The sequence below is a fragment of the Nocardioides sp. GCM10027114 genome (assembly GCF_042659625.1).
Taxonomy (GTDB): Bacteria; Actinomycetota; Actinomycetes; order Propionibacteriales; family Nocardioidaceae; genus Nocardioides.
Window position 1 is genome coordinate 1 of sequence record NZ_JBHSSS010000022.1, and the last position, 20,349, is coordinate 20,349.

The following is a 20,349-nucleotide window of genomic DNA, read 5'->3' on the forward strand; positions in this document are numbered from 1 at the left end:
GGGGATCGATGGGTTCACTGGCTGCCACCGCCGCAGCCTCGCGGCCGAAGTGTCACCACCAAGGCGTACGGAAGTGTCACCGATGTCCTGATGCAGAACTGTCACCGAAGTCCTGCGACATGACAGATCGGGGTGGAGGCCATGCCCCAGTCTATCGAACAGGTGTTCGAAGTCAAGGGCTTCGGTGGCTCTGTGGAGGAGGACCGGCAGCTACTCCGCGTGCTCGAAGACGCTGACGTGGCACGGGCTGTCGGAGTCGAAGACCTGCCCCTGCCAACCACCGAACCGCGCCCGCAGGCGCAGGCCGGCGAGGCGGGCCATGAGGTCCATCTCCGACGGGTAGACGAGGCGGCACGAGATCGGCCCCATGCGGACGCCCTCGGCGCCCAGCTCCACGTGGTTCTCGTCGAGCACCTGGGTCACGTGGTCGTACTGGTTGACGTCGAGGAGGACGCTGCCGGCCGTGACACGCTCGACGTTCACGAACTGGGTTCCCCGCACCCAGGCCCAGGGTGGGGCGGCCTCGACCACGAAGACGCCGTCGGGACCGAGGTGCCGGGCGGCGTTCCGGAAGCACGCGACCTGCGCGTCCTGGGAGAGCAGGTTGTAGAGGGTGTTGAACACCAGGAAGACGAGCGAGTAGGTCCTGCCGGTCGAGGCCGTGGCCATGTCCCCGACGACCACGTCGATGTCGGCGCCGCCCTCCTTCTCGCGCAGCCGCTCCACCATGTGGGGCGAGAGCTCGATCCCGTCCACCGCGGCGCCGGACCTCGCGAGCGGCAGTGCGATCCGCCCCGTTCCGATCGCGAGCTCGAGAGCGCCACCTGTGGCGTACGGCCCCAGGAAACGGACGGCTGCCGCCTCGTCGCCCCGAAGGTCGTCGTCGTACCGGCGGGCCACGTCTGGCCCGAAGCTGGTTGCGGGGTCGAATCCGTGCATCGTCGGACCGTCGCAGCAGGACGGGCACGGCGCAAGGGATTTCGTGCGAGGGTGAGGCGGAGGGCCCGGATGGACAACTACGACGTGAAGCGCGAGCGCCGCGAGCTGTACGGCGCGCGGTCGACGTTCGAGCTCGTCGACGTGCCGCCCATGACCTTCGTGATGGCCGACGGCGCCGGGAACCCCAACGCCGCGCCGGCGTACGCCGAGGTCGTCGAGTCGTTGTACGTGGTCTCCTACGCGATCCGTGCCTGCGCCGTCGCGGAGCTCGGGCGCAAGCACACGGTGGGTCCGCTCGAGGGCCTGTGGTGGGCCGACGACCTGGCGGTCTTCGCGTCGCGCGACAGGGACGAGTGGCAGTGGCGGATGATGATCGTGCAACCCGACTGGGTCACGGACGAGCTCTTCGCCGCCGGCCTGGCGCGGGCGGAGAAGAAGCACCCGCCCGCCGCCGACCTCATCCGGCTCGAGATGTTCCACGAGGGCCCGTCGGTGCAGGTGCTGCACGTCGGCCCGTACGACGCGGAGGCGCCGACGATCGCACGGATGCACGACGAGTTCCTGCCCAGCCAGGGCCTCCGACCGCGCGGCCACCATCATGAGATCTACCTGTCCGACCCACGACGGGTCGCGCCCGAGCAGCTGCGCACGATCCTCCGGCAGCCAGTCGAACCACTCACGGCCTCGAACGGCTGATCCTCAGTCCGTCAGCTCCGCCGGCACCACGACGGCATCCACGAGCGCGCCGTTCCGCAGCACCGTGATCTCCATCCGTACGCCGATCGACTCCTCGAAGAGCTGCCGCTGGAGGGACTGGGCGTCGCCGAGCGGCTCGCCGCCGACCGCGAGGACCAGGTCGCCGGAAGCCAGGCCGGACCCGGCAGCCGGTGAGCCGCCGACGACCTCGACGACCCGGAGCGCCGTGCGCTGGCCGGTCCGCTCAGCCCACGTCGGCGGAAGGGGGCCGGGGGCGGTGACCAGTCCGAGGTAGCCACGACGCACCCGGCCGTCGTGCATCAGCGCGGCGATGATCCGTCGCGAGGTGGCGTTGATGGGGACGGCGAGGCCGAGGCCGACGCCGGCGACCGCGGTGTTGATCCCGACGACCCGGCCGCGGGAGTCGGCGAGCGCGCCGCCGGAGTTGCCGGGGTTGAGGGCGGCGTCGGTCTGGATGACGTCCTCGACGATGCGGGCAGCAGTCCGCGAGCGCGTCGGCAGCGACCGGCCCAGCCCGCTCACCACCCCGGCGGTCACGCTCCCCGACAGCCCGAGCGGGCTCCCGACCGCCACGACCAGCGTCCCGATCCGCAGCCCGTCGACGTCGCGGTACTCCGGCGGCTCGGCCAGCACCCGGTGGGTCCGCACGACCGCGAGGTCCGACAGCGGGTCGCGACCCACGATGTCCAACGCAGCCGTGCTGCCGTCGGAGAACGTCGCCTCGCCGGTGTCGGCGGGCCCGACGACGTGGGCGTTGGTGACGAGGTGCCCCTCAGAGGTCAGGGCGACGGCGCTCCCCGATGCCTCGCCGGACCGCCCACGGCGGCGCACCCGGACCGACGCCACGCGCGGCAGCAGCATCTCGGCGACGCCGGCGACGACCTCCGAGTAGGCGTCGAGCGGGTCCTGCGGGTGGTGCTGCTGCGGGTCGGTGGGTTCCATGGCGCGTCCCTTGCGTGTGGCAGGGAGAACGCCCGGGACGGGCCCCCTGTTCCCGGCACGCCACCACGACGATCAGGACAGCCCGAGGATGGTCCCGTCATCGGCGAGGTCGATCCGCGACGCGCTCGGGTCCTTCGGCAGTCCCGGCATCGTCATCATGTCGCCGCAGATCACCACCACGAACCCGGCGCCTGCCGACAGCCGCACCTCGCGCACGTGCAGCTCGTGCCCGGTCGGGGCGCCCAGGGAAGTGGGGTCCGTCGAGAAGGAGTACTGCGTCTTCGCGATGCAGACCGGCAGCCCGCCGTACCCGTCGCGCTCGATCCGCTGCAGCCGCCGCCGCGCCTTGGCGTCCCAGGTGACCAGGCCCGCGCCGTACAGCCGCGTCGCCACCGCCTCGACCTTCTCGGTCAGCGAGGCGTCGTCCTCGTAGGTGAAGGAGAACTCGTACGGCGAGGGCTCGTCGAGGGCCTGCAGGACCCCCTTGGCCAGCTCCTCCGCCCCGGGACCGCCGTCGGCGAAGTGGGTCGCGGGGAAGGCCCGCACCCCCTCGTCCGCGCACAGCTCGACCAGCAGGTCGACCTCGGCGTCGGTGTCCGACGGCATCCGGTTGACCGCGACGACGCACGGGATGCCGTAGACCTCGCGCACGTTGTAGAGGTGCCGGCGCAGGTTGACCATGCCCTTCTCGAGCGCGCCGAGGTCCTCCGCGCCGAGGTCGGCGAGCGCGACGCCGCCGTGGTACTTCACCGCCCGCACGGTCGCGACGACGACGGCCACATCGGGACGCAACCCGGACTTGCGGCACTTGATGTCGACGAACTTCTCCGCGCCGAGGTCCGCGCCGAATCCGGCCTCGGTGACCACGATGTCGGCCAGCCGCAGCCCCGCACGCGTCGCCATGACCGAGGAGCAGCCGTGGGCGATGTTGGCGAAGGGACCGCCGTGCACGAACGCCGGCGCGCCGCCGAGCGTCTGCACCAGGTTGGGCGCGATGGCGTCGCGCAGGATCGCCGCCATCGCGCCGTCGGCGCCGAGCTGGCGGACGGTCACGGGCGTCATGTCGCGGGTGTAGCCGAGGACGATGTCGCCGATCCGCTTCTTCAGGTCCGCCCACGACTCGGTGAGGCAGAAGATCGCCATCAGCTCGGAGGCCACGACGATGTCGAAGCCGTCCTCGCGCGGGAAGCCGTTGACGTGGCCACCCATCCCGACGACGACCTCGCGCAGCGCCCGGTCGTTCATGTCGAGGACGCGCTTCCAGGTGACGCTGCGGACGTCGATGCCCAGCGTGTTCGTGTGGTGCACGTGGTTGTCGATGAGCGCCGCCAGCAGGTTGTTGGCGGCGGCGATGGCCGCGAAGTCGCCGGTGAAGTGGAGGTTGATGTCGGTCATCGGCACGACCTGGCTGTAGCCGCCGCCGGCCGCGCCGCCCTTCATGCCGAACACCGGGCCCATCGACGGCTCGCGCAGGCAGGCCACCGTCCTGTGACCCAGCCCGTGCAACGCGTCGGTGAGGCCCACCGTGGTCGTCGTCTTGCCCTCGCCGGGCGGCGTCGGCGACAGCGCGGTCACCAGTACCAGCCGACCCAGCGGCCGGTCCGCGAGCGAGGCGAGATAGGTCAGGTCGACCTTCGCCTTGTGGTGCCCGTAGGGCACGAGATGGTCCTCGGGGATCCCGAGGGTGTCCCACGCGACCTCGCGGATCGGCTTCAGCGTGGCGGCGTTGGCGATCTCGATGTCCGACAGCACGGTCGTCCTTCCTGTTGGCCCCGGTCCGGTTCCTCGTTCCCCCGCCTGGTCCCCTGCTCCCCGGCGTCGCCGACTAGTCGCCCAGCTCGGCCCGCCGGCGCACGACGTACTCCTCGAGCTCCGCGCGGACCGCGTCGTCGAGCGGCGGCTGCTCGTACTCCTCGAGCTTCTGGCGGTAGATCTCGCCGGCGCGCTCGGCGGTGTCCTTGCCGCCGTTGCGCAGCCACCGCTCGTAGTTCTCCGAGGAGGAGAGCATCGGACGGTAGAAGCAGGTCCGGAAGCGCTCCATGGTGTGCATCGCGCCGAGGAAGTGGCCGCCGTGGCCGACCTCCTGGTGGGCGTCGAACGCCAGCGACGCCTCGTCGATCTCGAGCGGCGTGAACTCGTGCTGGAGCATCTGCACCAGCTCGACGTCGATGACGAACTTCTCGAAGCCGGCGACCAGACCGCCCTCGAGCCAGCCGGCGGAGTGCATCACCCAGTTGGCGCCGGCGAGGAACGTCGGCAGCAGCGTCATCAGCGCCTCGTAGCCGGCCTGCGCGTCGGGCACCTGCGACGAGGTCATGCCGCCGCCGGTGCGGAAGGGCAGCCCGAAGTGGCGCGCGATCTGACCGGTGCACAGCAGCCCGAGACCGGACTCCGGCGTGCCGAACATCGGCGAGCCCGACTGCATGTCGATGTTGGAGAGGAACGACCCGAAGACCACCGGGCAGCCGGGCCTGATGAGCTGCGACAGCGCGATGCCCGAGAGCGCCTCGGCCATCTGCTGCACGAGCGCCGCCGGGATGGTCACGGGTGACATCGCCCCCATCAGCAGGAACGGCGTCAGCACCACCGGCTGGTTGGCGGCGGAGTACTCGAACTGCGCCTCCAGCATGCGGTCGTCCCAGCGCAGCGGGGAGTTGCAGTTGATGAGCGAGATGAGCGCCGGGGTCTCCTCGATCGCCTCGCGCGAGCCGAACAGGATCTCGGTCATCGCGAGGGTGTCGCGGGCGTTCACCCCGGACACGACGTTGCCCATGTAGACCTTGTCGGTCAGCGTCTGCAGCGCGAGGACCATGTCGAGGTGCCGGCTGTCGAGCGGCGTGTCGTTCGGCTCGGTCACCACGCCCCCGGCGGAGTCGAGCACGGGGAAGACCTGGGCGAGCTTCGCGAAGCGCCGGAAGTCGTCCATCGTGCCGTCGCGGCGCACCTCGCCCTCGCGCACGAACGGCGGGCCGTAGACGGCGCCGAACGCCATCGCGTCACCGCCGATGTGGACGCTGTTGGCCGGGTTGCGGGCCTGGAGGTCGAACTCCCGCGGCGCCTTCGCGACCTGCTCGAGGACGAACTCGGGGTCGAGGAAGACGGTGTGGTCCTCGACCTTCTGGCCGGCGTCGCGGAAGAGGTCGAGCGCCCGGTCGTCCATGAACTCGACGCCGATCTCGGTGACGAGCCTGCGCCAGCCACCGTCGAGGGTCGCCAGGGCGTCCTCGGACAGCACCTCGTAGCGCGGCATCGCGTTCCGGAACATCTGGCCTCCTCGTCGTTCCTGCCGGTGAGCGGCTCCGGCGTGGCTGTTGACGCCGCCGATCGGCGACTCCTAGCCTCATCGTGGAACAACAGTTCCACATCATGGAACCAGAGGGAAGGACCCTTGTTGAGCGAGGCGAGCAACGTCCCCACGAGCGGCACCCGCGCGCTCGACCGCGCCGGCGACCTGGTCGCCACGGTCGTCCGCGCCGACGAGCCGCTGACGTTCGCCCACCTCCAGGAGGCGTCCGGGCTGGCGAAGTCGACGACGTCGAGGATGCTCGCGGCACTCGAGCGGGCCGGGCTGATCGAGCGGGACGGCGACGGCTCCTACGTCGCGGGCCGACTGTTCTGGCTGTACGCCGCCCGGCACGACCCGTGGCAGGAGCTGGTCCGGCTGGCCCGGCCCACGATGGAGCAGATCGGCGCCGACACCCTCGAGACGGTCCACCTGAGCGTCACCCGCGGGGACCGCGTCGTGCAGGTGGCCCAGGTCGACTCCCAGTTCCTCCTCGGCACCCGCGACTGGACCGACGTGGACGTGCCGGCCCACTGCTCCGCGCTGGGCAAGGTCTTCTACGCGTGGGACGCGCTCGCCCTGCCCGACGGGCCCCTGGAGCGCCTCACCGACGCGACGCTCGCCGACCGCGAGGCGCTGCGCCTCGACGTGGCGGCGACCCGGCGCCGCGGCTGGGCGGTCACCCGCGACGAGCTCGAGGTCGGGCTCGTCGGCGTGGCCGTGCCGGTCCACGGCGTCCGCGGCGACGTGGTCGCCGCCCTCGGCGTCTCGGGACCAACACCCCGGCTCGAGCCACGGCTCGACGAGCTCGGGGCGCACCTGAACGACCACGCCTCGGAGCTGTCCGCCCTGCTCCGCGGCCTCACCCACAAGGAGGGCGTGGCATGACAACTCCCACCCCGGAGGAGATCCTGAAGGGGCTGTACGACGAGACGCTCGTCGGCAACGCCCCGCGGGTCCTCGAGCTGACCGAGCAGGGCCTCGCGATCGACATGGAGCCGCAGACCCTCCTCTTCGACGCCCTCATCCCGTCGTTGGAGGAGGTCGGCGCCCGCTTCGAGCGCGGCGACTTCTTCGTCCCCGAGATGCTGATCGCCGGCCGCGCCATGGCCGGGGCGATGGAGCGGCTGCGGCCGCTGCTCGCCGAGACCGGCGTCGAGACGATCGGCAAGTTCCTCATGGGGACGGTCAAGGGGGACGTCCACGACATCGGCAAGAACCTCGTCAACATCATGCTCGAGGGCGCCGGTTTCGAGGTGATCGACCTCGGCGTCCAGGTCGCGCCGGAGAAGTTCGTCTCCGCCATCGAGGAGCACCAGCCCGACATCGTCGGCTTCTCGGCGTTCCTCACCACGACGATGCCGATGTTCAAGGCCAACCTCAACGCGCTCGAGAAGGCCGGCATCCGCGACTCCGTCATCGTCATGGTGGGCGGCGCCCCCGTCACCCAGGAGTACGCCGACGCCGTCGGCGCCGACGGGTACGCCGCGGACGCGTCCGCCACCGTCAAGCGCGCCAAGGCGCTGCTCAACGAGCGACGCAGCAAGGTCCCCGCATGACGGGCGTGTCGCCGGCCCCCGGGGCGGCCGCCCCGCTGCGCACCGTGCTGCGCTCGGAGACCCGTGAAGTCGTCATCGGCCACGACCAGCGGTTCACGGTCATCGGCGAACGGATCAACCCCACGGGTCGACGGGTCTTCCAGGAGCAGCTCCGCGAGGGCGACCTGTCGGCGATCGAGCGCGACGTCCGCGCCCAGGTCGAGGGCGGCGCCGACGTGCTCGACGTCAACATGGGCGTCCCGCTGACCGACGAGGCCGACCTGCTCGCGCGGGCGATCGTGATGGTCCAGGAGCTCACCGACCTGCCGATCTGCATCGACTCCTCGGTGGTGGAGGCGCTCGAGGCGGGGCTCTCGGTCTACAAGGGGCGGGCGCTGGTCAACTCCGTCACCGCGGAGGACGACCGGCTCGCCGCGATCCTGCCGCTGGTGAAGAAGTACGACGCCGCGATCATCGCGCTGCCCAACGACGAGGACGAGATCCCGATGGAGGCCGACAAGCGCCTTCATCTCACCGCCAAGATCCTCCGCGTGGCGACCGAGGAGTTCGGCATCGCGGCCGCCGACGTCGTCATCGACCCGCTGGCCATGCCGATCGGGGCGGACACCTCCGTGGTCGCGACCACCCTGGAGACCATCTCCCGGATCCGGCACGACTTCGGCGTCAACATGACGCTGGGCGCGTCCAACGTGTCGTTCGGGATGCCGGACCGGCACGCGCTCGGTGCCGCCTTCCTGCCGATGGCGATGACCGCCGGGCTGACCAGCGCGATCATGGACGCCCGCACCCCGCAGATCGTCGAGGCCGTCAAGGCCGCCGACCTGCTGCTCGGCCAGGACGAGTGGGGCATGTCGTGGATCGCCTCCCACCGCGCGAAGCAGGCAGCAGCCGGGTGACCCCGGGAGTGATGGCGCCATGACCGAGCACGCCGACGCGGACGTCCCGGGGCGCGTGCCGCTCGAGGACTTCTCGCTCGACGAGGTCCGGCGCGAGGGCCTGCTGCCGACTCCGGCGGCGACGGAGGCGGAGCCGCACGACGGCACCGGCCGGGTGCAGCTCTCCTTCACGGTCGAGGACCGCGACCCGGCGAGGAACGCGCAGCGCCAGGTGCGGGTCCCGCCCGGCGTCACGGTGTTCGACGCCGCGTCGTGGAACGGCATCGCCATCGACTCCACCTGCGGCGGCCACGGCACCTGCCACAAGTGCAGGGTGCGGCTCGACGGCCCTGCCGTGAACGGCAGCACGATCACCCGCCACGACGTGCGGACGTTCACCCGCGAGCAGCTCGACGACGGCTGGCGGCTGGCCTGCCTGGTCCGCGCCACCCGCGACCTGGCGGTCGACGTACCCCCGCTGACCACCCGCCCCAAGGCCGCGACCGTGGGCGTCGGGCGGCAGGTCATCCTGCGGCCCGCCGTCCAGAAGCGGTACGTCGAGCTCGACGAGCCGTCCCTGCACGACCAGCGGCCCGACCTGCAGCGGCTGCTCGATGCGATCGACGACCTCGAGCCGCGCCCGGACCTCTACGCCCTCCAGCGGCTGCCGACCGTGCTGCGCGAGGCCGACTACGCCGTCACCGCGGTCGTGGTCGACGAGACACTCGTCGACGTCGAGCCCGGCGACACCACCGGCCAGGCGTGGGCGATCGCCTTCGACCTCGGCACCACCACGGTGGTCGCGACGCTGCTCGACGTCACCACCGGCACGCCCGTCGCCGTCGCCTCGGTGCTGAACCGGCAGCAGCCGTTCGGCGGCGACGTGATCACCCGGATCAGCGCCACGATGATCGACCCCGCCGCCCTCAAGCGACTTCAGCGGGCCGCGTCGGAGACGCTGGCCGAGCTGGCGGCCCAGGTCTGCCACGAGGGCGGCGTCCCGCCGCAGCGGGTCTACGAGGTGGCGATCGCGGGCAACGCCACGATGACCGCGCTGCTGCTCGGCATCGACCCCGAGCCGCTCGGGGTGGCGCCGTTCGTGCTGTCCGCGGCGCAGCCGCCGACCGTGCTGGCGAGCGACCTCGGGCTCAGCCTGCACCCACGGGCCCGGACACAGCTCTTCCCCGCGCTCGGCGCCTACGTCGGCGGCGACATCGTGGCCGGGATGCTGGCGACCGGCATGGACCGCGACAAGCGGACCAGGCTCTTCATCGACGTCGGCACCAACTGCGAGATCGTCGTGAGCGACGGCGACCGGATCGTCGCGACGGCCGCGCCGGCCGGCCCGGCCTTCGAGGGCGGCGCGATCCGCTGCGGGATGCGGGCCGCTGACGGCGCGATCGAGGTGGTCAGGCTCCACGGGACCGTCGACCCCGACGCGGCCGGAGTGGCGTCGCCAGTGGTCGAGCTGTCGGTGATCGGCGACGTGGAGCCACGCGGGCTCTGCGGCTCCGGCCTGGTCGACGCGGTCGCCGAGCTGGTGCGCGTCGGCCTGCTCGACCCCTCGGGACGGTTCGTGACCGGCGAGGTCGCCGCCGAGGTGGCGCCGGCGCTCGCCGACCGGCTCACGATGCTCGGCGAGGAACGCGTGTTCGTGCTCCACCAGCCGGTGCCCGACGCCCCGCCGGAGGCCTGCGTGGTGCTCTCGCAGCGCGACGTGCGGGAGCTCCAGTTCGCCAAGGCCGCCATCTCGACCGGCTGGACGCTGCTGCTGGAGGAGCTCGGCCTCGAGCAGCGCGACGTGCAGCAGGTGCTGCTCGCCGGCTCCTTCGGCAGCTACCTCTCGGCCGCCTCCGCGGTGCGGATCGGTCTCGTGCCGAAGCTGCCCGTGCTGCGGATCGTCGCTGCCGGCAACGTCGCCGGGGAGGGCGCCAAGATGGCCCTGCTGTCGATCCGGGAGCGCGCGGGGGCGCAGGCGCTGCTCGAGGAGGTGACCTATGTCGAGCTCTCCGACCGCGCCGACTTCAACGACCGCTTCGTCGACCAGCTCGGCTTCTGACCGGCCCGGACGCATCGCCCTGGTCGCCTGCGGCGCGCTCGCCCAGCCCGCGGCCGCCGTCGTGGAGCGGCACGGCTGGCCGGTCGACGTCCACCCGCTGCCGCCGCTGCTCCACAACCAGCCGCAGCGGATCGCCGGCGAGGTGCGCCGGCTCGCCACGGTGCTGCGGGCGTCGTACGCCGCCGTGGCCGTGGGGTACGCCGACTGCGGCACCTACGGCGCGCTCGACGCGGTCTGCGACGAGCTCGGCCTGCGCCGGCTGCCGGGGCTGCACTGCTACGACGTGTACGCCGGCGGGAAGCCCTTGGAGCGGCTGTTCGACGAGCAGCCCGGCACCTACCTGCTGACCGACTTCCTGGTGCGGTCCTTCACCCGCACGGTCGAGCAGGAGCTGGGCCTCGACCGCTGGCCCGAGCTGCGCGACGCCTACTTCGGCCACTACACGAGGGTCGTGTGGCTGGCCCAGCAGCCGACGGCCGAGCTGCGCCACCTCGCAGAGCAGGCGGCCGACCGCATCGGCCTGCCGCTGGCGGTCGTCGAGACGGGCGACGCCCGGCTCGAGCGCGCGCTGACCGACCTCGTGCAGGCGACCTGACGCTCGCTCCCTCACGCGGGGCGCCGCGACAGCACCATGTGCACGGCGAAGCCACCGAGCACTCCACCCGAGAGGAGGCGCTGGCTACGCATCGCCCGCGGCCGGCGGGAGAGGAAGGTGCTGAGGCCCGCCGCTCCGAGCACGATGAGCATGTTGACTGCGACGGCGACCACGATCTGCACGCCCCCCAGCTGCAGGAGCTGCAGGACCGTCGAGCCGTCGGCAGGACTGACGAACTGCGGGATCAGTGCGGCGTACATGAGGGCGATCTTCGGGTTGAGCAGGTTGGTCACCAGCCCCATGGCGAAGAGCCGACGGTGTGAGTGTGGCGGGAGCTCGCGGGCCTCGAAGGGTGCGGACCCGCCCGGCCGGAGCATCCCCCAGGCCAGCCAGCCGAGGTAGAGGGCGCCGGCGACCTTCACCACGTGATAGGTCGCCGGGACGGCCGCGAAGAGGGCCGCCAGCCCCGACGCCGCCGCTGTCAGGTAGCACACGAAGCCGAGGGCGACCCCGCCGAGCGAGACGAGCCCGGCCGTCCGTCCCTGGGAGATGGAGCGCGACGCCAGGTAGACCATGTTGGGACCCGGCGTGAGAACCATGCCCAGTGCGATCGCAGCGACGGCCACGAGATCGGCGGCAGGGACCACGCGAGGTCAAGGCGCCACCGTCCGGGGACATTCCCTCGAGGTCCGACCGGACTAGGCCTCCAGCCCGGCCAGGAGCCCGGTCCGCCAGGCCTCGGTCTCGGCGACCTGGTTGAACGTGAAGACGTGCAGCCCCTCGACGAGGGCGCCGGGCTCACCGAGGGCGGGGGCGCACTTCTCGAGGAAGCGCTCGCCGGTGAATCCGCCGGGGGCGGCCAGCCGCGCGAAGGTGCCCTTGTGCTTGACGAGGAAGCGGGTGGACTCGCCGACCCCGATCTTCGTCGCCATCGCCACCAGCTTGGTCCGCTCCACGGGGCCGGGGATGCCGAGCAGCAGCGGCATGGTGATGCCGCGGGAGCGCATCCGGCGGACCCAGCTCCGGATGACCCGCGGGTCGAAGCTGAGGTTGGACACGATGTGGGTCGCGTAGCGGCGCTTGTCCCACATCGACTGGATCGTGAGGTCGTCGTGGATCGTCGGGTGCGACTCGGGGTAGCCGGTGATCCCGACGTGGGTGAACGGGTGGTCGATCTGCGCGAGGTCCTCGAGCAGGCTCAGCGCGTCGGGGTAGGTGCCGTCCGACTCGGCGTCGCCGCCGGGCACGAAGATCCGGGTGACGCCCTTGCCGGCCAGCCGGGCGCAGATCTCCTCGAGCTCGGTGCGGCCGTGCACCATCCGCGCCGCGAGGTGCGGCACGGTCGCGTAGCCGTGGCCGACGAGCCGCTCGGTGAGGTCGAGGGTGGCCTCGAGCCCCTTCCCCGGCGACGCCGTGATCGTCACCGCGAGGTCGCGCGGGACGTGGGAGAGCACCTTCTCCTCCGCGGTGGCGGTGGGCAGCACCTCGTAGCGGGCGTGCTGGAGCAGCCGGGTCATGGTGGCGACAGTGGCCTTGTTGCGCATGATGCAACTCGTTTCGTGATGCGCATCGAGTCGGTGTCAGCCTAACCGGCCGGGGGCCTCCCCGTCAGTAGCCGTCAGGGGGCGGGTGGCACCTTCTGCCGGACCACCGGGTCGCTCACCGCGCCCCACGGGGCCCGGGCGAAGAAGACCAGGCACTCCGGCTCCCCGGACGACCCGACGTGGAACGCGCCGCCACCCTCGTCCCACTGCCACTCCGCGGCGTTCTCGTCGTACGTCGTGACGCAGCGCGAGGGGTCCTGCCAGTCGCGCATCAGCACCAGGTCGTGACCGGCCTGCCACGCGTCGGTCGTGAACCGCCACGAGAGCCAGTCCGCGTCCCACGTCCCGCTCGACACGGTCGGCGTCGCGGGACGCGGCGCCTCCAGGACGCGGGGCTCACCGGCCGGGCTCACGGTGCCCCAGGTCGACAGCGCGACCAGACGCACGCACTGCTCGGCAGCGGAGGGGTAGAGGTCCCAGGCATCGGCCGCGGCGTTGGGGATCAGCTGCTGCACCACATCCGGGTGGTACGCCGCGGGGCAGACCTGCGGGTTCGCCGGGTCGGAGAGCACCGCCAGCACCGTCCCCGCGGGCGCCTCCCAGGTGAACCGCCAGGCCATGGCGCCGGGACGCCACACCGGGTCCGCGACGACCGGCGCGGCCGGGATGGGGGCGTAGCGGTTCCGCCGGTCGGTGAACGGCGGCCGAGCGGCGCCGTACCGGTTCTCGATCCAGAGGCGGTAGCACCAGGGCCCCTGGCCGTAGCCGGTGTCGGTCCAGCTCCCCGCGGCCGGGTCGGCCGTCTGGTCGTGGAACCCCTGGTTGCCTCCCCCGTCGGAAGAGCACTCGGTGCCGCCCTGCCAGACAGCGATCTTCACCCGGGTCCCCGCGCGGACCCTCCCCACGTCCCAGCGGGCGCGCACCGGCTGGTCGCCGCCGCCGCCGAAGACGACGTTCGTGAGCTGGGGCGGCAGCTTCTCGATCAGGCAGTGGCGCGGCGGGCGCTTCGGGGACCCGCCGTACATGCGGATGAAGCGGCGCAGCAGCGGCTTGTCGATCCAGCGGCAGTGGTACCAGCCCGGCCGGTCCTCCACCAGCAGGTCGCAGACCCCGAAGTAGAAGACCGGGTGCATCAGCGTGCACTGGGGACCGAAGTGGTCGAAGCCGAGCACGTGGCCGAGCTCATGGGCGAAGAGCACCCCGACCCAGACCCGCTGCTCGGGGTCGTGGGCGTCGATGCGCCGGTAGTGCCGGCCGAGGTGGACGAAGTTCGTGTGCTGGTAGCCGAGGGTGGCGATGCCCTCGGCGCCGTAGGTGTCGCCGTACCTGATCACGAGCCTCGCCCTGCGCTTCGGGACCTCGACGAACCGGATGTCGCCGCCGGACGAGTTCCAGTGGTCGATCGCCCGGTCGAGGCTCCACTGCCACTTGCGCGGGATGGTCTCGTGGTAGGGGATGCGGGTGCCGGGCCACTTCCGGATCCGTTCGGCGACCCCGGGCCTCGCGGCCGGGCGGACCACGTCGTCGTGGAGCAGGCGAGGTACCCCCCGCTCGGCACGGACGGTGGCCGGCGCGGGCACGGACGACCGGTCGGTCCGGGCGCCGGCAGGGACCGGCCCGGTGACGGCGACGAGCAGCAGGGCGAGGACGGCGAGGGCGACCGGGGTCGGGCGGGGTCGCGGCATGGCGCTCAGCGTGCACCCGCCGCGGGCGGCGCGTCCGGCGAACCGTCGGAGATCACCTGTTGTGGTGAGTCACTGGTCCTCGAGGACGTCGTTGCGGATGGTCAGCCACGACACCGCGCCGCCGGCGAGAAGCAGGACGGCCGCCGCCAGCATCGCCTTGTCGTACGCCGCGTCGAGCAGCGCCGGGTCGGCGTAGTCGCTCCCGCCGAGTCCCACGGCGACCGGCAGCGCGGCCACCGCGAGCAGCGACCCGGCCCGGGCCACGGCGTTGTTCACCCCGCTGGCCACCCCGGTGTACTCGTCGGGCGCCGCCGCGAGGACCGTTGCCGTGAGCGGCGCGACCATGAGCGCGAGGCCGAGGCCGAAGACGGTGAGTCCCGGCAGCACGTCGACGACGTAGCTGACGTCGTCGTCGACCGCGAGCAGCAGGAGGGTGCCGACCGCGAGGACGAGCGGGCCGACCGTCATCGGCAGCCGCGGCCCGATCCGGGTGGCCAGCGCACCTCCCCGCGCCGCCAGGAACAGCATGATGACGGTGATCGGCAGTGTGGCCACGCCCGCCCGCAGCGGGCCGTAGCCGCTGACCGTCTGCAGCTGCAGGACCAGGAAGAAGAACAGCGCGCCCAGCGCCGCGTAGACGAGCAGCGTCATCACGTTGGCGGCGCTGAAGGTACGGCTGGCGAAGAGCTCGGGCGGCACCATCGGCTCTCGCCGGCGTCGTTCGACGACGACGAACGCGACCGCGGCCAGCACGCCGAGGCCACCCGCCCAGCCGCTGACGGGTCCGCCCCACTCGATGAGCCCGTAGGTGACCCCGCCCAGCGCGGCGCTCGCCAGCACCGCCCCCGCGGCGTCGAACCGCTCGGGCGGCCGCGAGGCGCGCGACTCCGGGACGCACCGCCGGGTCAGCCAGACGGTGAGCACCGCCAGCGGCACGTTGAGCCAGAAGATCCACCGCCAGGAGGCGTACTCGATGAGGGCGCCGCCGAGGAAGGGGCCGACCGCCGCAGCGATCCCGCCCAGGCCCGTCCAGGCGCCGATGGCACGGGCCCGGTCGCGCGGCACGAAGCTGCTCTGGATGAGCGCGAGGCTCCCGGGGGTGAGCAGCGCCGCGCCGACGCCCTGGAGGACCCGGGACACGATCAGCACCGTCGGGTCGGGGGCGAGCGCGCACAGCGCCGAGGCCACTGCGAACCAGACGACACCGACGACGAAGACGCGGCGCCGCCCGAACCGGTCGCCCAGCGAGCCGCCGAGGAGGATCAGCGAGGCGAGCGCGAGCAGGTAGCCGTTGGAGATCCACTGCAGCTCCGCGAGGCTCGCGTCCAGCTCGCCGCCGATGGTTCGCAGCGCGATGTTGACGACCGTCCCGTCGAGCATCGCCATGCCCGAGCCCAGCGTCGCGGCGGCCACCACCGCCCGGCCCCGTGCCGAGTGGAAGCGCAGCCCGGAAGCGAGCGCCTCGGTCACGACGGCCGCGCCATGTCAGCCACGTCAGTCGCCCAGCACCCGCTCGGCGAGCCAGGCCAGGTCGTCGGCGGTGGAGGCGGGGGAGCCGCTCGGCTGCATCACGTGGCTGAGCACCACCCGGACCACCATGTCGATCGCGGCCTCCAGCCGGGCCTCCTCGACGTCGGGGGCGTAGCGCGAGATCCGCTCCCGCACGACCAGCTTCGCCGCCGTCAGCAGCGACTCGGCGTGGGTGGTGAGCAGCGGCAGCAGCTCGGTGTCCGCGCCGTGGGTGGCCGACACGACGGCGTGGAGCAGCTGGTTGTCGTGGGCCAGCTCGAGCACGGCCCGGCACGCGGACCGGATGGCCTCCACGAGGTCGTCGGGGTGGCGGTCGAAGGCCTCGCTCACCACGCCGAGGAAGCGCTCGAGCTCGGCGAGCGTCATGGCCTCGGCGAGGGCGGGCTTGGTGCCGATCTCGTTGTAGACGGTCTGCCGGCTCACCCCCACCCGCTCGGCCAGCCGCGCCATCGTGACCGCGGACCAGCCGACCTCGGTGGTCAGCTCGACGGCGGCGTGGACGATGCGCTGCCGCAGGGGCGTGGTGACCGGGGCCGTCATGGCGCCCAGTCTAGAAAAGTCCAGTCCGGGAAGACCCGGCTGGGAACCGCTCAGGCGCGGGCGGGCTCCACCGGTACGAAGTCGACCTTCTCGCGGACGCCGCAGTCGGGGCAGCACCACGTGTCGGGGACGTCGGCCCACGCGGTGCCGGCCGCGAAGCCCTCGTGCTCGTCGCCAAGCTCCACCTCGTAGGTGTAGCCGCAGCCCGGGCACCGGGCGGCGAGCACCTCGGCCGGCCCCGTGGCCCCGGTCGCGCGCGCGGCGGCCGAGCCCGACCCGACCGCGTCGTCGGCCGGCGGCGGGTACTTCGCCAGGATCCGGTCACGCTTGCGCGGGTGCAGGTTGGCACGGCGCAGGTCGCCGTCGAAGTGGGCCAGCACCCGCGGGTCCATCACCCGGCGCCAGACGGCCGGGACGATGGCGATCACGATCATGCCGGCGTAGCCGGTCGGGAGCACCGGCGACTCCTCGTAGTCGCGCAGCGCCTGGTAGCGCCGGGTGGGGTTCGCGTGGTGGTCGCTGTGACGCTGCAGGTGGTAGAGCAGCACGTTCGTGGCGATGTTGTTGGAGTTCCACGAGTGGGAGGGGTCGACCCGCTCGTAACGCTGCCGGTCGCCGACGCCGACCTTCTGCCTCAGCATCCCGTAGTGCTCCATGTAGTTGACGACCTCGAGCAACGAGAAGCCAACGACCGCCTGCAGCAGCAGGTACGGCAGCAGCGCCGGGCCGAGCCAGGCGACGAGCGCGCCCCACAGCACCACCGACATCAGCCAGGCGTTCAGCACGTCATTGCCCAGGCGGAAGGGGTGCTGCCTGCGGCGCGCGTACCGGCGCTTCTCCAGCCGCCAGGCCGACGTCAGGGACCCCCGGACCGTGCGCGGCCAGAACTCGTAGAAGCTCTCGCCGACCCGGCTCGACGCCGGGTCCTCGGGCGTCGCGACGCGGACGTGGTGGCCGCGGTTGTGCTCGATGTAGAAGTGGCCGTAGAAGACCGGCGCGAGCGCGATCTTGGACAGCCACCGCTCGTGCGACTCCTTCTTGTGGCCGAGCTCGTGCGCCGTGTTGATCCCGATCCCGCCGATGCAGCCAACGGAGACCGCGAGCCCGACCTTCTCCCAGGTGCCGAGCAGGTCGGTGCCGCCGATCAGCCACATCGCGCCGACGAAGCCGGCGTACTGGATCGGCAGGAAAAGATAGGTGATCCACCGGTAGTAGCGGTCGTTCTCCAGCGCCTCGATGAGGTCGTCGGGCGGGTTCGCGCGGTCCAGCCCAGCGACCAGGTCGATGGTCGGCACGATGACGAGGACCACGATCGGCCCGATCCACAGCCAGGCGGCCCACCCGGTCAGCCACCAGCCGCCGAGGCCGACGAACGCCAGCGAGGGGACGACCAGACCGATCAGCCACAGGTGGCGCTTCCGGTCGCGCCACTGCTCGGTCGAGCCGGCGGGGACGGTGCTGTTGGGGCTGGGCATGCGGACCTCCGGGGCCTCGGCAGCGGTTTACATGACCATAGGATCTGTAAACCTCTTTGACAAGAGGTCCCGGAATGTCAAGTCGTGGTGCGGGCCGCCCGCCCGCGCCCGGCTACTCGGGGCTGCCGGCCGGCTTGCCCGAGATCGCGTGGGCGACCGCCTTCGGCACGTCGGGGTGGAACACGGTCGGGATGATGAAGTTCGGGTTGAGCTCGTCGTCCTTGACGACCAGGGCGATCGCCTCGGCGGCGCGGAGCAGCATCTCGGTGGTGATCTCGGACGCGCGGGCGTCGAGCAGGCCGCGGAAGACGCCCGGGAAGGCCAGCACGTTGTTGATCTGGTTCGGGTAGTCCGAGCGGCCGCTGGCCACGACGGCGGCGTACTTCTCGGCCTCGGTCGGGTCGACCTCCGGGTCGGGGTTCGCCAGCGCGAAGACCACGGCCTCGTCCGCCATCTCCTTGATCCACTCGGGCTGGAGGATGCGCGGGGCGCTGACGCCGATGAAGACGTCCGCCCTCTGCAGCGCCGTGCGCAGGTCGCCGCGGACCCGGCGCGGGTTGGTGGCCGCGGCGAGCTCGCGGTGGGCGGGCGAGAGCGTCTCGTCGTCCGCGGACAGCGCGCCCTCCCGGTCGACCACGACGACGTCGGTCACGCCGGCCGCGAGCAGCAGGGTCACGATGGCGGTGCCGGCCGCGCCGCCGCCGGAGACGACGACCCGGACCGCGGCCATCTCCTTCTTGACGACGCGCAGCGCGTTGGTGAGCGCGGCCAGCACGACGATGGCGGTGCCGTGCTGGTCGTCGTGGAAGACGGGGATGTCGAGGCTCTCGCGGAGCCGGCGCTCGATCTCGAAGCAGCGCGGCGCGGCAATGTCCTCGAGGTTGATGCCGCCGAAGCCCGGCGCGATCATCTCGACCGCGCGGACGATCTCGTCGGTGTCCTGGCTGGCCAGGCAGATCGGCCAGGCGTCGATGTCGGCGAAACGCTTGAAGAGGGCGGCCTTGCCCTCCATGACCGGCAGCGCGGCGCCCGGGCCGATGTTGCCGAGGCCGAGCACGGCCGAGCCGTCGGTCACGACGGCCACCGAGTTGCCCTTGATGGTCAGCCGCGGCACGTCCTCAGGGTTCTGCGCGAGCGCGGAGCTCACCCGGCCGACACCCGGCGTGTAGGCCATCGACAGGTCGTCGCGGTTCTTCAGCGGCACCTTCGAGCCGACCTCGATCTTGCCGCCGATGTGCAGCAGGAACGTCCGGTCGCTGACCTTGTAGACCTCGACGCCGTCGACCGCGTCGACCTCGGCGACCAGTTGCTCGGAGTGGTCGGAGTCGCTCGCCGAGCAGGTGACGTCGACGACGAGCCGCTCGTGGCTGGACTCCGCGACGTCGATGGCCGTGACGATGCCGCCGGCGTGCGAGATGGCGTTGGCCACCGCGCCGACGATGCCGTGGTCCGGCGCCGTGTGGAGGCGCATGGTGATCGAGTACGACGACGTGGTGGCGGCCATGTGGCAATCCCACCCGTCCCGCATGGTTACGGGCAAGTCACTGCGGCCCTCGGGCCCGCCGGAGACACCCCACCATGATCCGGGTCACACCCGGTGGGGCCGGGCCCCGGAACGCCGGGCGCCCGGCGCCCGATAGGCTTCCAGCCGGTCTAGACCAGTGTTTCCTGCGAGCGGCGCTGGAGCAACCTCCCGAGCGGGTCGGCCGTCTCTCGTCCAGCCGGGTCGGCCGCCCCGACAGACCCGAGCACGAGAGTTCGACACCGACGACAGCCGTCGACGACGGCGAGGAGTGGAGATGCCGTTCATCAGCGTTGTCCTGGGGATGACAGCCGCGTTCGTGCTGCTCGTTCCGATCGCGATGGTCGCGATCCTCGTGATGAACGGGATGCCCGCCCGCCGCGCGGTCCGGGTGACCGCCGACGCGTCAGTCCAGCCGGCGCGCCCTGACCTGCGCTGACTCCGGCGGCAGCACCGGGTTCCGGTGCCCGTCGAGGACGATGACCACGACCCGGTCGCCGACCACCAGCACCACCTCGTGCTCGTCGGTCTCGACCACCTCGCCGCGCACGATGTACGACGCGTCGTCCTGCTCCTCGAGCACCGCTCCCGGCGGTGACGGCTCGAGGTCCGCCACGGCCGACATCCGGACCGGCACCAGGTCCGGCCGGCCGCCCGAGCGCCACAGGATCAGCAGCACCAGCACCAGCAGCCCGTCGACGACCAGCGTGGTGACCAGGCCCGCCCAGCGACGTACCTCGCCCTTCACCTCGTGGGCCGAGGGCCGGTCGGGCAGCACCCGCACCCGGACCTCCCCCGTCGTCGACGCCCGGTCGTAGGTCTCCTCCTCCACCTGGGCCGGCCACTGGTCCCGGGCCGGGTCGACGGTGGCGGGGAGCCGGAAGGCGATCCAGTAACGGGGGTCCCCGTCCGGGTCGCTGACGCGCTGCTCGGTGACGGTGCCCGTCACCTCGACGCCGGACCGCTCAACCCGCCAGTCCAGCCACAGCGACTGCACCAGCGGCACGTTCACCAGGACCACGATCACGCCGAGCAGCAGTGCCCGGCTGCGGCGGTGGGAACGCTGGCGCTGGTCGGGCATGAT

The 20,349-nt window shown here is 72.1% G+C and carries 19 protein-coding genes; 7 read left to right on the plus strand and 12 right to left on the minus strand.

The window, feature by feature from the left end:
* Positions 1-210: 210 nt before the first annotated feature.
* Positions 211-939 carry a class I SAM-dependent DNA methyltransferase gene (locus ACFP2E_RS10260; RefSeq protein WP_378524669.1) on the minus strand — a complete coding sequence of 243 codons (729 nt, stop codon included), beginning with the start codon at positions 937-939 and terminating at the stop codon, positions 211-213.
* Positions 940-1,008: 69 nt separating this feature from the next.
* Between ACFP2E_RS10260 and ACFP2E_RS10265 the strand changes: the two genes are divergently transcribed.
* Positions 1,009-1,635 carry a GyrI-like domain-containing protein gene (locus ACFP2E_RS10265; RefSeq protein WP_378524668.1) on the plus strand — a complete coding sequence of 209 codons (627 nt, stop codon included), beginning with the start codon at positions 1,009-1,011 and terminating at the stop codon, positions 1,633-1,635.
* 3 nt (positions 1,636-1,638) lie between these two features.
* On the opposite strand, the gene ACFP2E_RS10270 is transcribed toward ACFP2E_RS10265, so the two are convergent.
* The 3 genes from ACFP2E_RS10270 to ACFP2E_RS10280 form a co-directional block, all read right to left on the minus strand.
* Positions 1,639-2,598 (minus strand): S1C family serine protease, encoded by a 960-nt coding sequence (locus ACFP2E_RS10270; RefSeq protein WP_378524667.1) that lies wholly within the window; start codon positions 2,596-2,598, stop codon positions 1,639-1,641.
* A gap of 72 nt (positions 2,599-2,670) precedes the next feature.
* Positions 2,671-4,350 carry a formate--tetrahydrofolate ligase gene (locus tag ACFP2E_RS10275; RefSeq protein ID WP_378524666.1) on the minus strand — a complete coding sequence of 560 codons (1,680 nt, stop codon included), beginning with the start codon at positions 4,348-4,350 and terminating at the stop codon, positions 2,671-2,673.
* A 73-nt stretch (positions 4,351-4,423) separates the two neighbouring features.
* Positions 4,424-5,923, minus strand: a complete 1,500-nt coding sequence (locus ACFP2E_RS10280) for a trimethylamine methyltransferase family protein (protein ID WP_378524677.1) — start codon at positions 5,921-5,923, stop codon at positions 4,424-4,426.
* Between the two features lie 66 nt (positions 5,924-5,989).
* On the opposite strand from ACFP2E_RS10280, the gene ACFP2E_RS10285 reads away from it, so the two are divergent.
* The 5 genes from ACFP2E_RS10285 to ACFP2E_RS10305 are packed head-to-tail and all read left to right on the plus strand — an operon-like array spanning position 5,990 to position 10,969.
* Positions 5,990-6,769, plus strand: a complete 780-nt coding sequence (locus ACFP2E_RS10285; protein ID WP_378524665.1) for an IclR family transcriptional regulator — start codon at positions 5,990-5,992, stop codon at positions 6,767-6,769.
* The gene (locus ACFP2E_RS10290; RefSeq protein WP_378524664.1) at positions 6,766-7,440 is read left to right on the plus strand and encodes a corrinoid protein; all 675 of its coding nucleotides are present in this window, start codon (positions 6,766-6,768) and stop codon (positions 7,438-7,440) included. Before ACFP2E_RS10285 ends, ACFP2E_RS10290 begins: the two co-directional genes overlap by 4 nt.
* Positions 7,437-8,336: a dihydropteroate synthase gene (locus ACFP2E_RS10295; protein ID WP_378524663.1), complete on the plus strand. Its 900-nt coding sequence runs from the start codon at positions 7,437-7,439 to the stop codon at positions 8,334-8,336. Before ACFP2E_RS10290 ends, ACFP2E_RS10295 begins: the two co-directional genes overlap by 4 nt.
* 19 nt (positions 8,337-8,355) lie before the next feature.
* Complete coding sequence (locus ACFP2E_RS10300) at positions 8,356-10,374, plus strand: ASKHA domain-containing protein (RefSeq protein ID WP_378524662.1); 2,019 nt, start codon at positions 8,356-8,358, stop codon at positions 10,372-10,374.
* On the plus strand, positions 10,313-10,969 hold the full coding sequence (locus ACFP2E_RS10305; RefSeq protein ID WP_378524661.1) for a DUF1638 domain-containing protein: 657 nt from the start codon (positions 10,313-10,315) through the stop codon (positions 10,967-10,969). The genes ACFP2E_RS10300 and ACFP2E_RS10305 overlap by 62 nt, the downstream gene beginning before the upstream one ends.
* 11 nt (positions 10,970-10,980) lie before the next feature.
* Here the strand turns inward: ACFP2E_RS10305 and ACFP2E_RS10310 are convergent, their stop codons facing one another.
* The 7 genes from ACFP2E_RS10310 to ACFP2E_RS10340 form a co-directional block, all read right to left on the minus strand.
* A complete protein-coding gene (locus ACFP2E_RS10310; protein WP_378524660.1) occupies positions 10,981-11,568 on the minus strand; it encodes a LysE family translocator in 588 nt (195 codons plus the stop codon).
* Between the two features lie 99 nt (positions 11,569-11,667).
* Entirely contained in the window at positions 11,668-12,513 is an 846-nt protein-coding gene (locus tag ACFP2E_RS10315; protein WP_378524659.1) for a methylenetetrahydrofolate reductase, read from the minus strand.
* 74 nt (positions 12,514-12,587) lie between these two features.
* Complete coding sequence (locus ACFP2E_RS10320; RefSeq protein WP_378524657.1) at positions 12,588-14,198, minus strand: hypothetical protein; 1,611 nt, start codon at positions 14,196-14,198, stop codon at positions 12,588-12,590.
* A gap of 69 nt (positions 14,199-14,267) precedes the next feature.
* On the minus strand, positions 14,268-15,668 hold the full coding sequence (locus ACFP2E_RS10325; protein WP_378524656.1) for a DHA2 family efflux MFS transporter permease subunit: 1,401 nt from the start codon (positions 15,666-15,668) through the stop codon (positions 14,268-14,270).
* Positions 15,669-15,692: 24 nt separating this feature from the next.
* Positions 15,693-16,268, minus strand: a complete 576-nt coding sequence (locus tag ACFP2E_RS10330) for a TetR family transcriptional regulator (RefSeq protein ID WP_378524655.1) — start codon at positions 16,266-16,268, stop codon at positions 15,693-15,695.
* 50 nt (positions 16,269-16,318) lie between these two features.
* The gene (locus ACFP2E_RS10335; RefSeq protein WP_378524654.1) at positions 16,319-17,743 is read right to left on the minus strand and encodes a fatty acid desaturase; all 1,425 of its coding nucleotides are present in this window, start codon (positions 17,741-17,743) and stop codon (positions 16,319-16,321) included.
* A gap of 112 nt (positions 17,744-17,855) precedes the next feature.
* Positions 17,856-19,247 (minus strand): NAD-dependent malic enzyme, encoded by a 1,392-nt coding sequence (locus ACFP2E_RS10340; protein WP_378524653.1) that lies wholly within the window; start codon positions 19,245-19,247, stop codon positions 17,856-17,858.
* A 295-nt stretch (positions 19,248-19,542) separates the two neighbouring features.
* On the opposite strand from ACFP2E_RS10340, the gene ACFP2E_RS10345 reads away from it, so the two are divergent.
* The gene (locus ACFP2E_RS10345; RefSeq protein WP_378524652.1) at positions 19,543-19,704 is read left to right on the plus strand and encodes a hypothetical protein; all 162 of its coding nucleotides are present in this window, start codon (positions 19,543-19,545) and stop codon (positions 19,702-19,704) included.
* Here ACFP2E_RS10345 and ACFP2E_RS10350 read toward each other — a convergent pair.
* Positions 19,672-20,346: a hypothetical protein gene (locus tag ACFP2E_RS10350; protein WP_378524651.1), complete on the minus strand. Its 675-nt coding sequence runs from the start codon at positions 20,344-20,346 to the stop codon at positions 19,672-19,674. The two genes, ACFP2E_RS10345 and ACFP2E_RS10350, sit on opposite strands and share 33 nt — an antisense overlap.
* Positions 20,347-20,349 lie beyond the last annotated feature (3 nt).

Excerpts from the sequence above, each read along its gene's own strand:
- ACFP2E_RS10260 (WP_378524669.1), bottom strand. The coding sequence starts at position 939 with ATGCACGGATTCGACCCCGCAACCAGCTTCGGGCCAGACGTGGCCCGC.
- ACFP2E_RS10265 (WP_378524668.1), top strand. The coding sequence starts at position 1,009 with ATGGACAACTACGACGTGAAGCGCGAGCGCCGCGAGCTGTACGGCGCG.
- ACFP2E_RS10270 (WP_378524667.1), bottom strand. The coding sequence starts at position 2,598 with ATGGAACCCACCGACCCGCAGCAGCACCACCCGCAGGACCCGCTCGAC.
- ACFP2E_RS10290 (WP_378524664.1), top strand. The coding sequence starts at position 6,766 with ATGACAACTCCCACCCCGGAGGAGATCCTGAAGGGGCTGTACGACGAG.
- ACFP2E_RS10295 (WP_378524663.1), top strand. The coding sequence starts at position 7,437 with ATGACGGGCGTGTCGCCGGCCCCCGGGGCGGCCGCCCCGCTGCGCACC.
- ACFP2E_RS10300 (WP_378524662.1), top strand. The coding sequence starts at position 8,356 with ATGACCGAGCACGCCGACGCGGACGTCCCGGGGCGCGTGCCGCTCGAG.
- ACFP2E_RS10305 (WP_378524661.1), top strand. The coding sequence starts at position 10,313 with ATGTCGAGCTCTCCGACCGCGCCGACTTCAACGACCGCTTCGTCGACC.
- ACFP2E_RS10310 (WP_378524660.1), bottom strand. The coding sequence starts at position 11,568 with ATGGTTCTCACGCCGGGTCCCAACATGGTCTACCTGGCGTCGCGCTCC.
- ACFP2E_RS10315 (WP_378524659.1), bottom strand. The coding sequence starts at position 12,513 with ATGCGCAACAAGGCCACTGTCGCCACCATGACCCGGCTGCTCCAGCAC.
- ACFP2E_RS10320 (WP_378524657.1), bottom strand. The coding sequence starts at position 14,198 with ATGCCGCGACCCCGCCCGACCCCGGTCGCCCTCGCCGTCCTCGCCCTG.
- ACFP2E_RS10330 (WP_378524655.1), bottom strand. The coding sequence starts at position 16,268 with ATGACGGCCCCGGTCACCACGCCCCTGCGGCAGCGCATCGTCCACGCC.
- ACFP2E_RS10335 (WP_378524654.1), bottom strand. The coding sequence starts at position 17,743 with ATGCCCAGCCCCAACAGCACCGTCCCCGCCGGCTCGACCGAGCAGTGG.
- ACFP2E_RS10340 (WP_378524653.1), bottom strand. The coding sequence starts at position 19,247 with ATGGCCGCCACCACGTCGTCGTACTCGATCACCATGCGCCTCCACACG.
- ACFP2E_RS10345 (WP_378524652.1), top strand. The coding sequence starts at position 19,543 with ATGCCGTTCATCAGCGTTGTCCTGGGGATGACAGCCGCGTTCGTGCTG.
- ACFP2E_RS10350 (WP_378524651.1), bottom strand. The coding sequence starts at position 20,346 with ATGCCCGACCAGCGCCAGCGTTCCCACCGCCGCAGCCGGGCACTGCTG.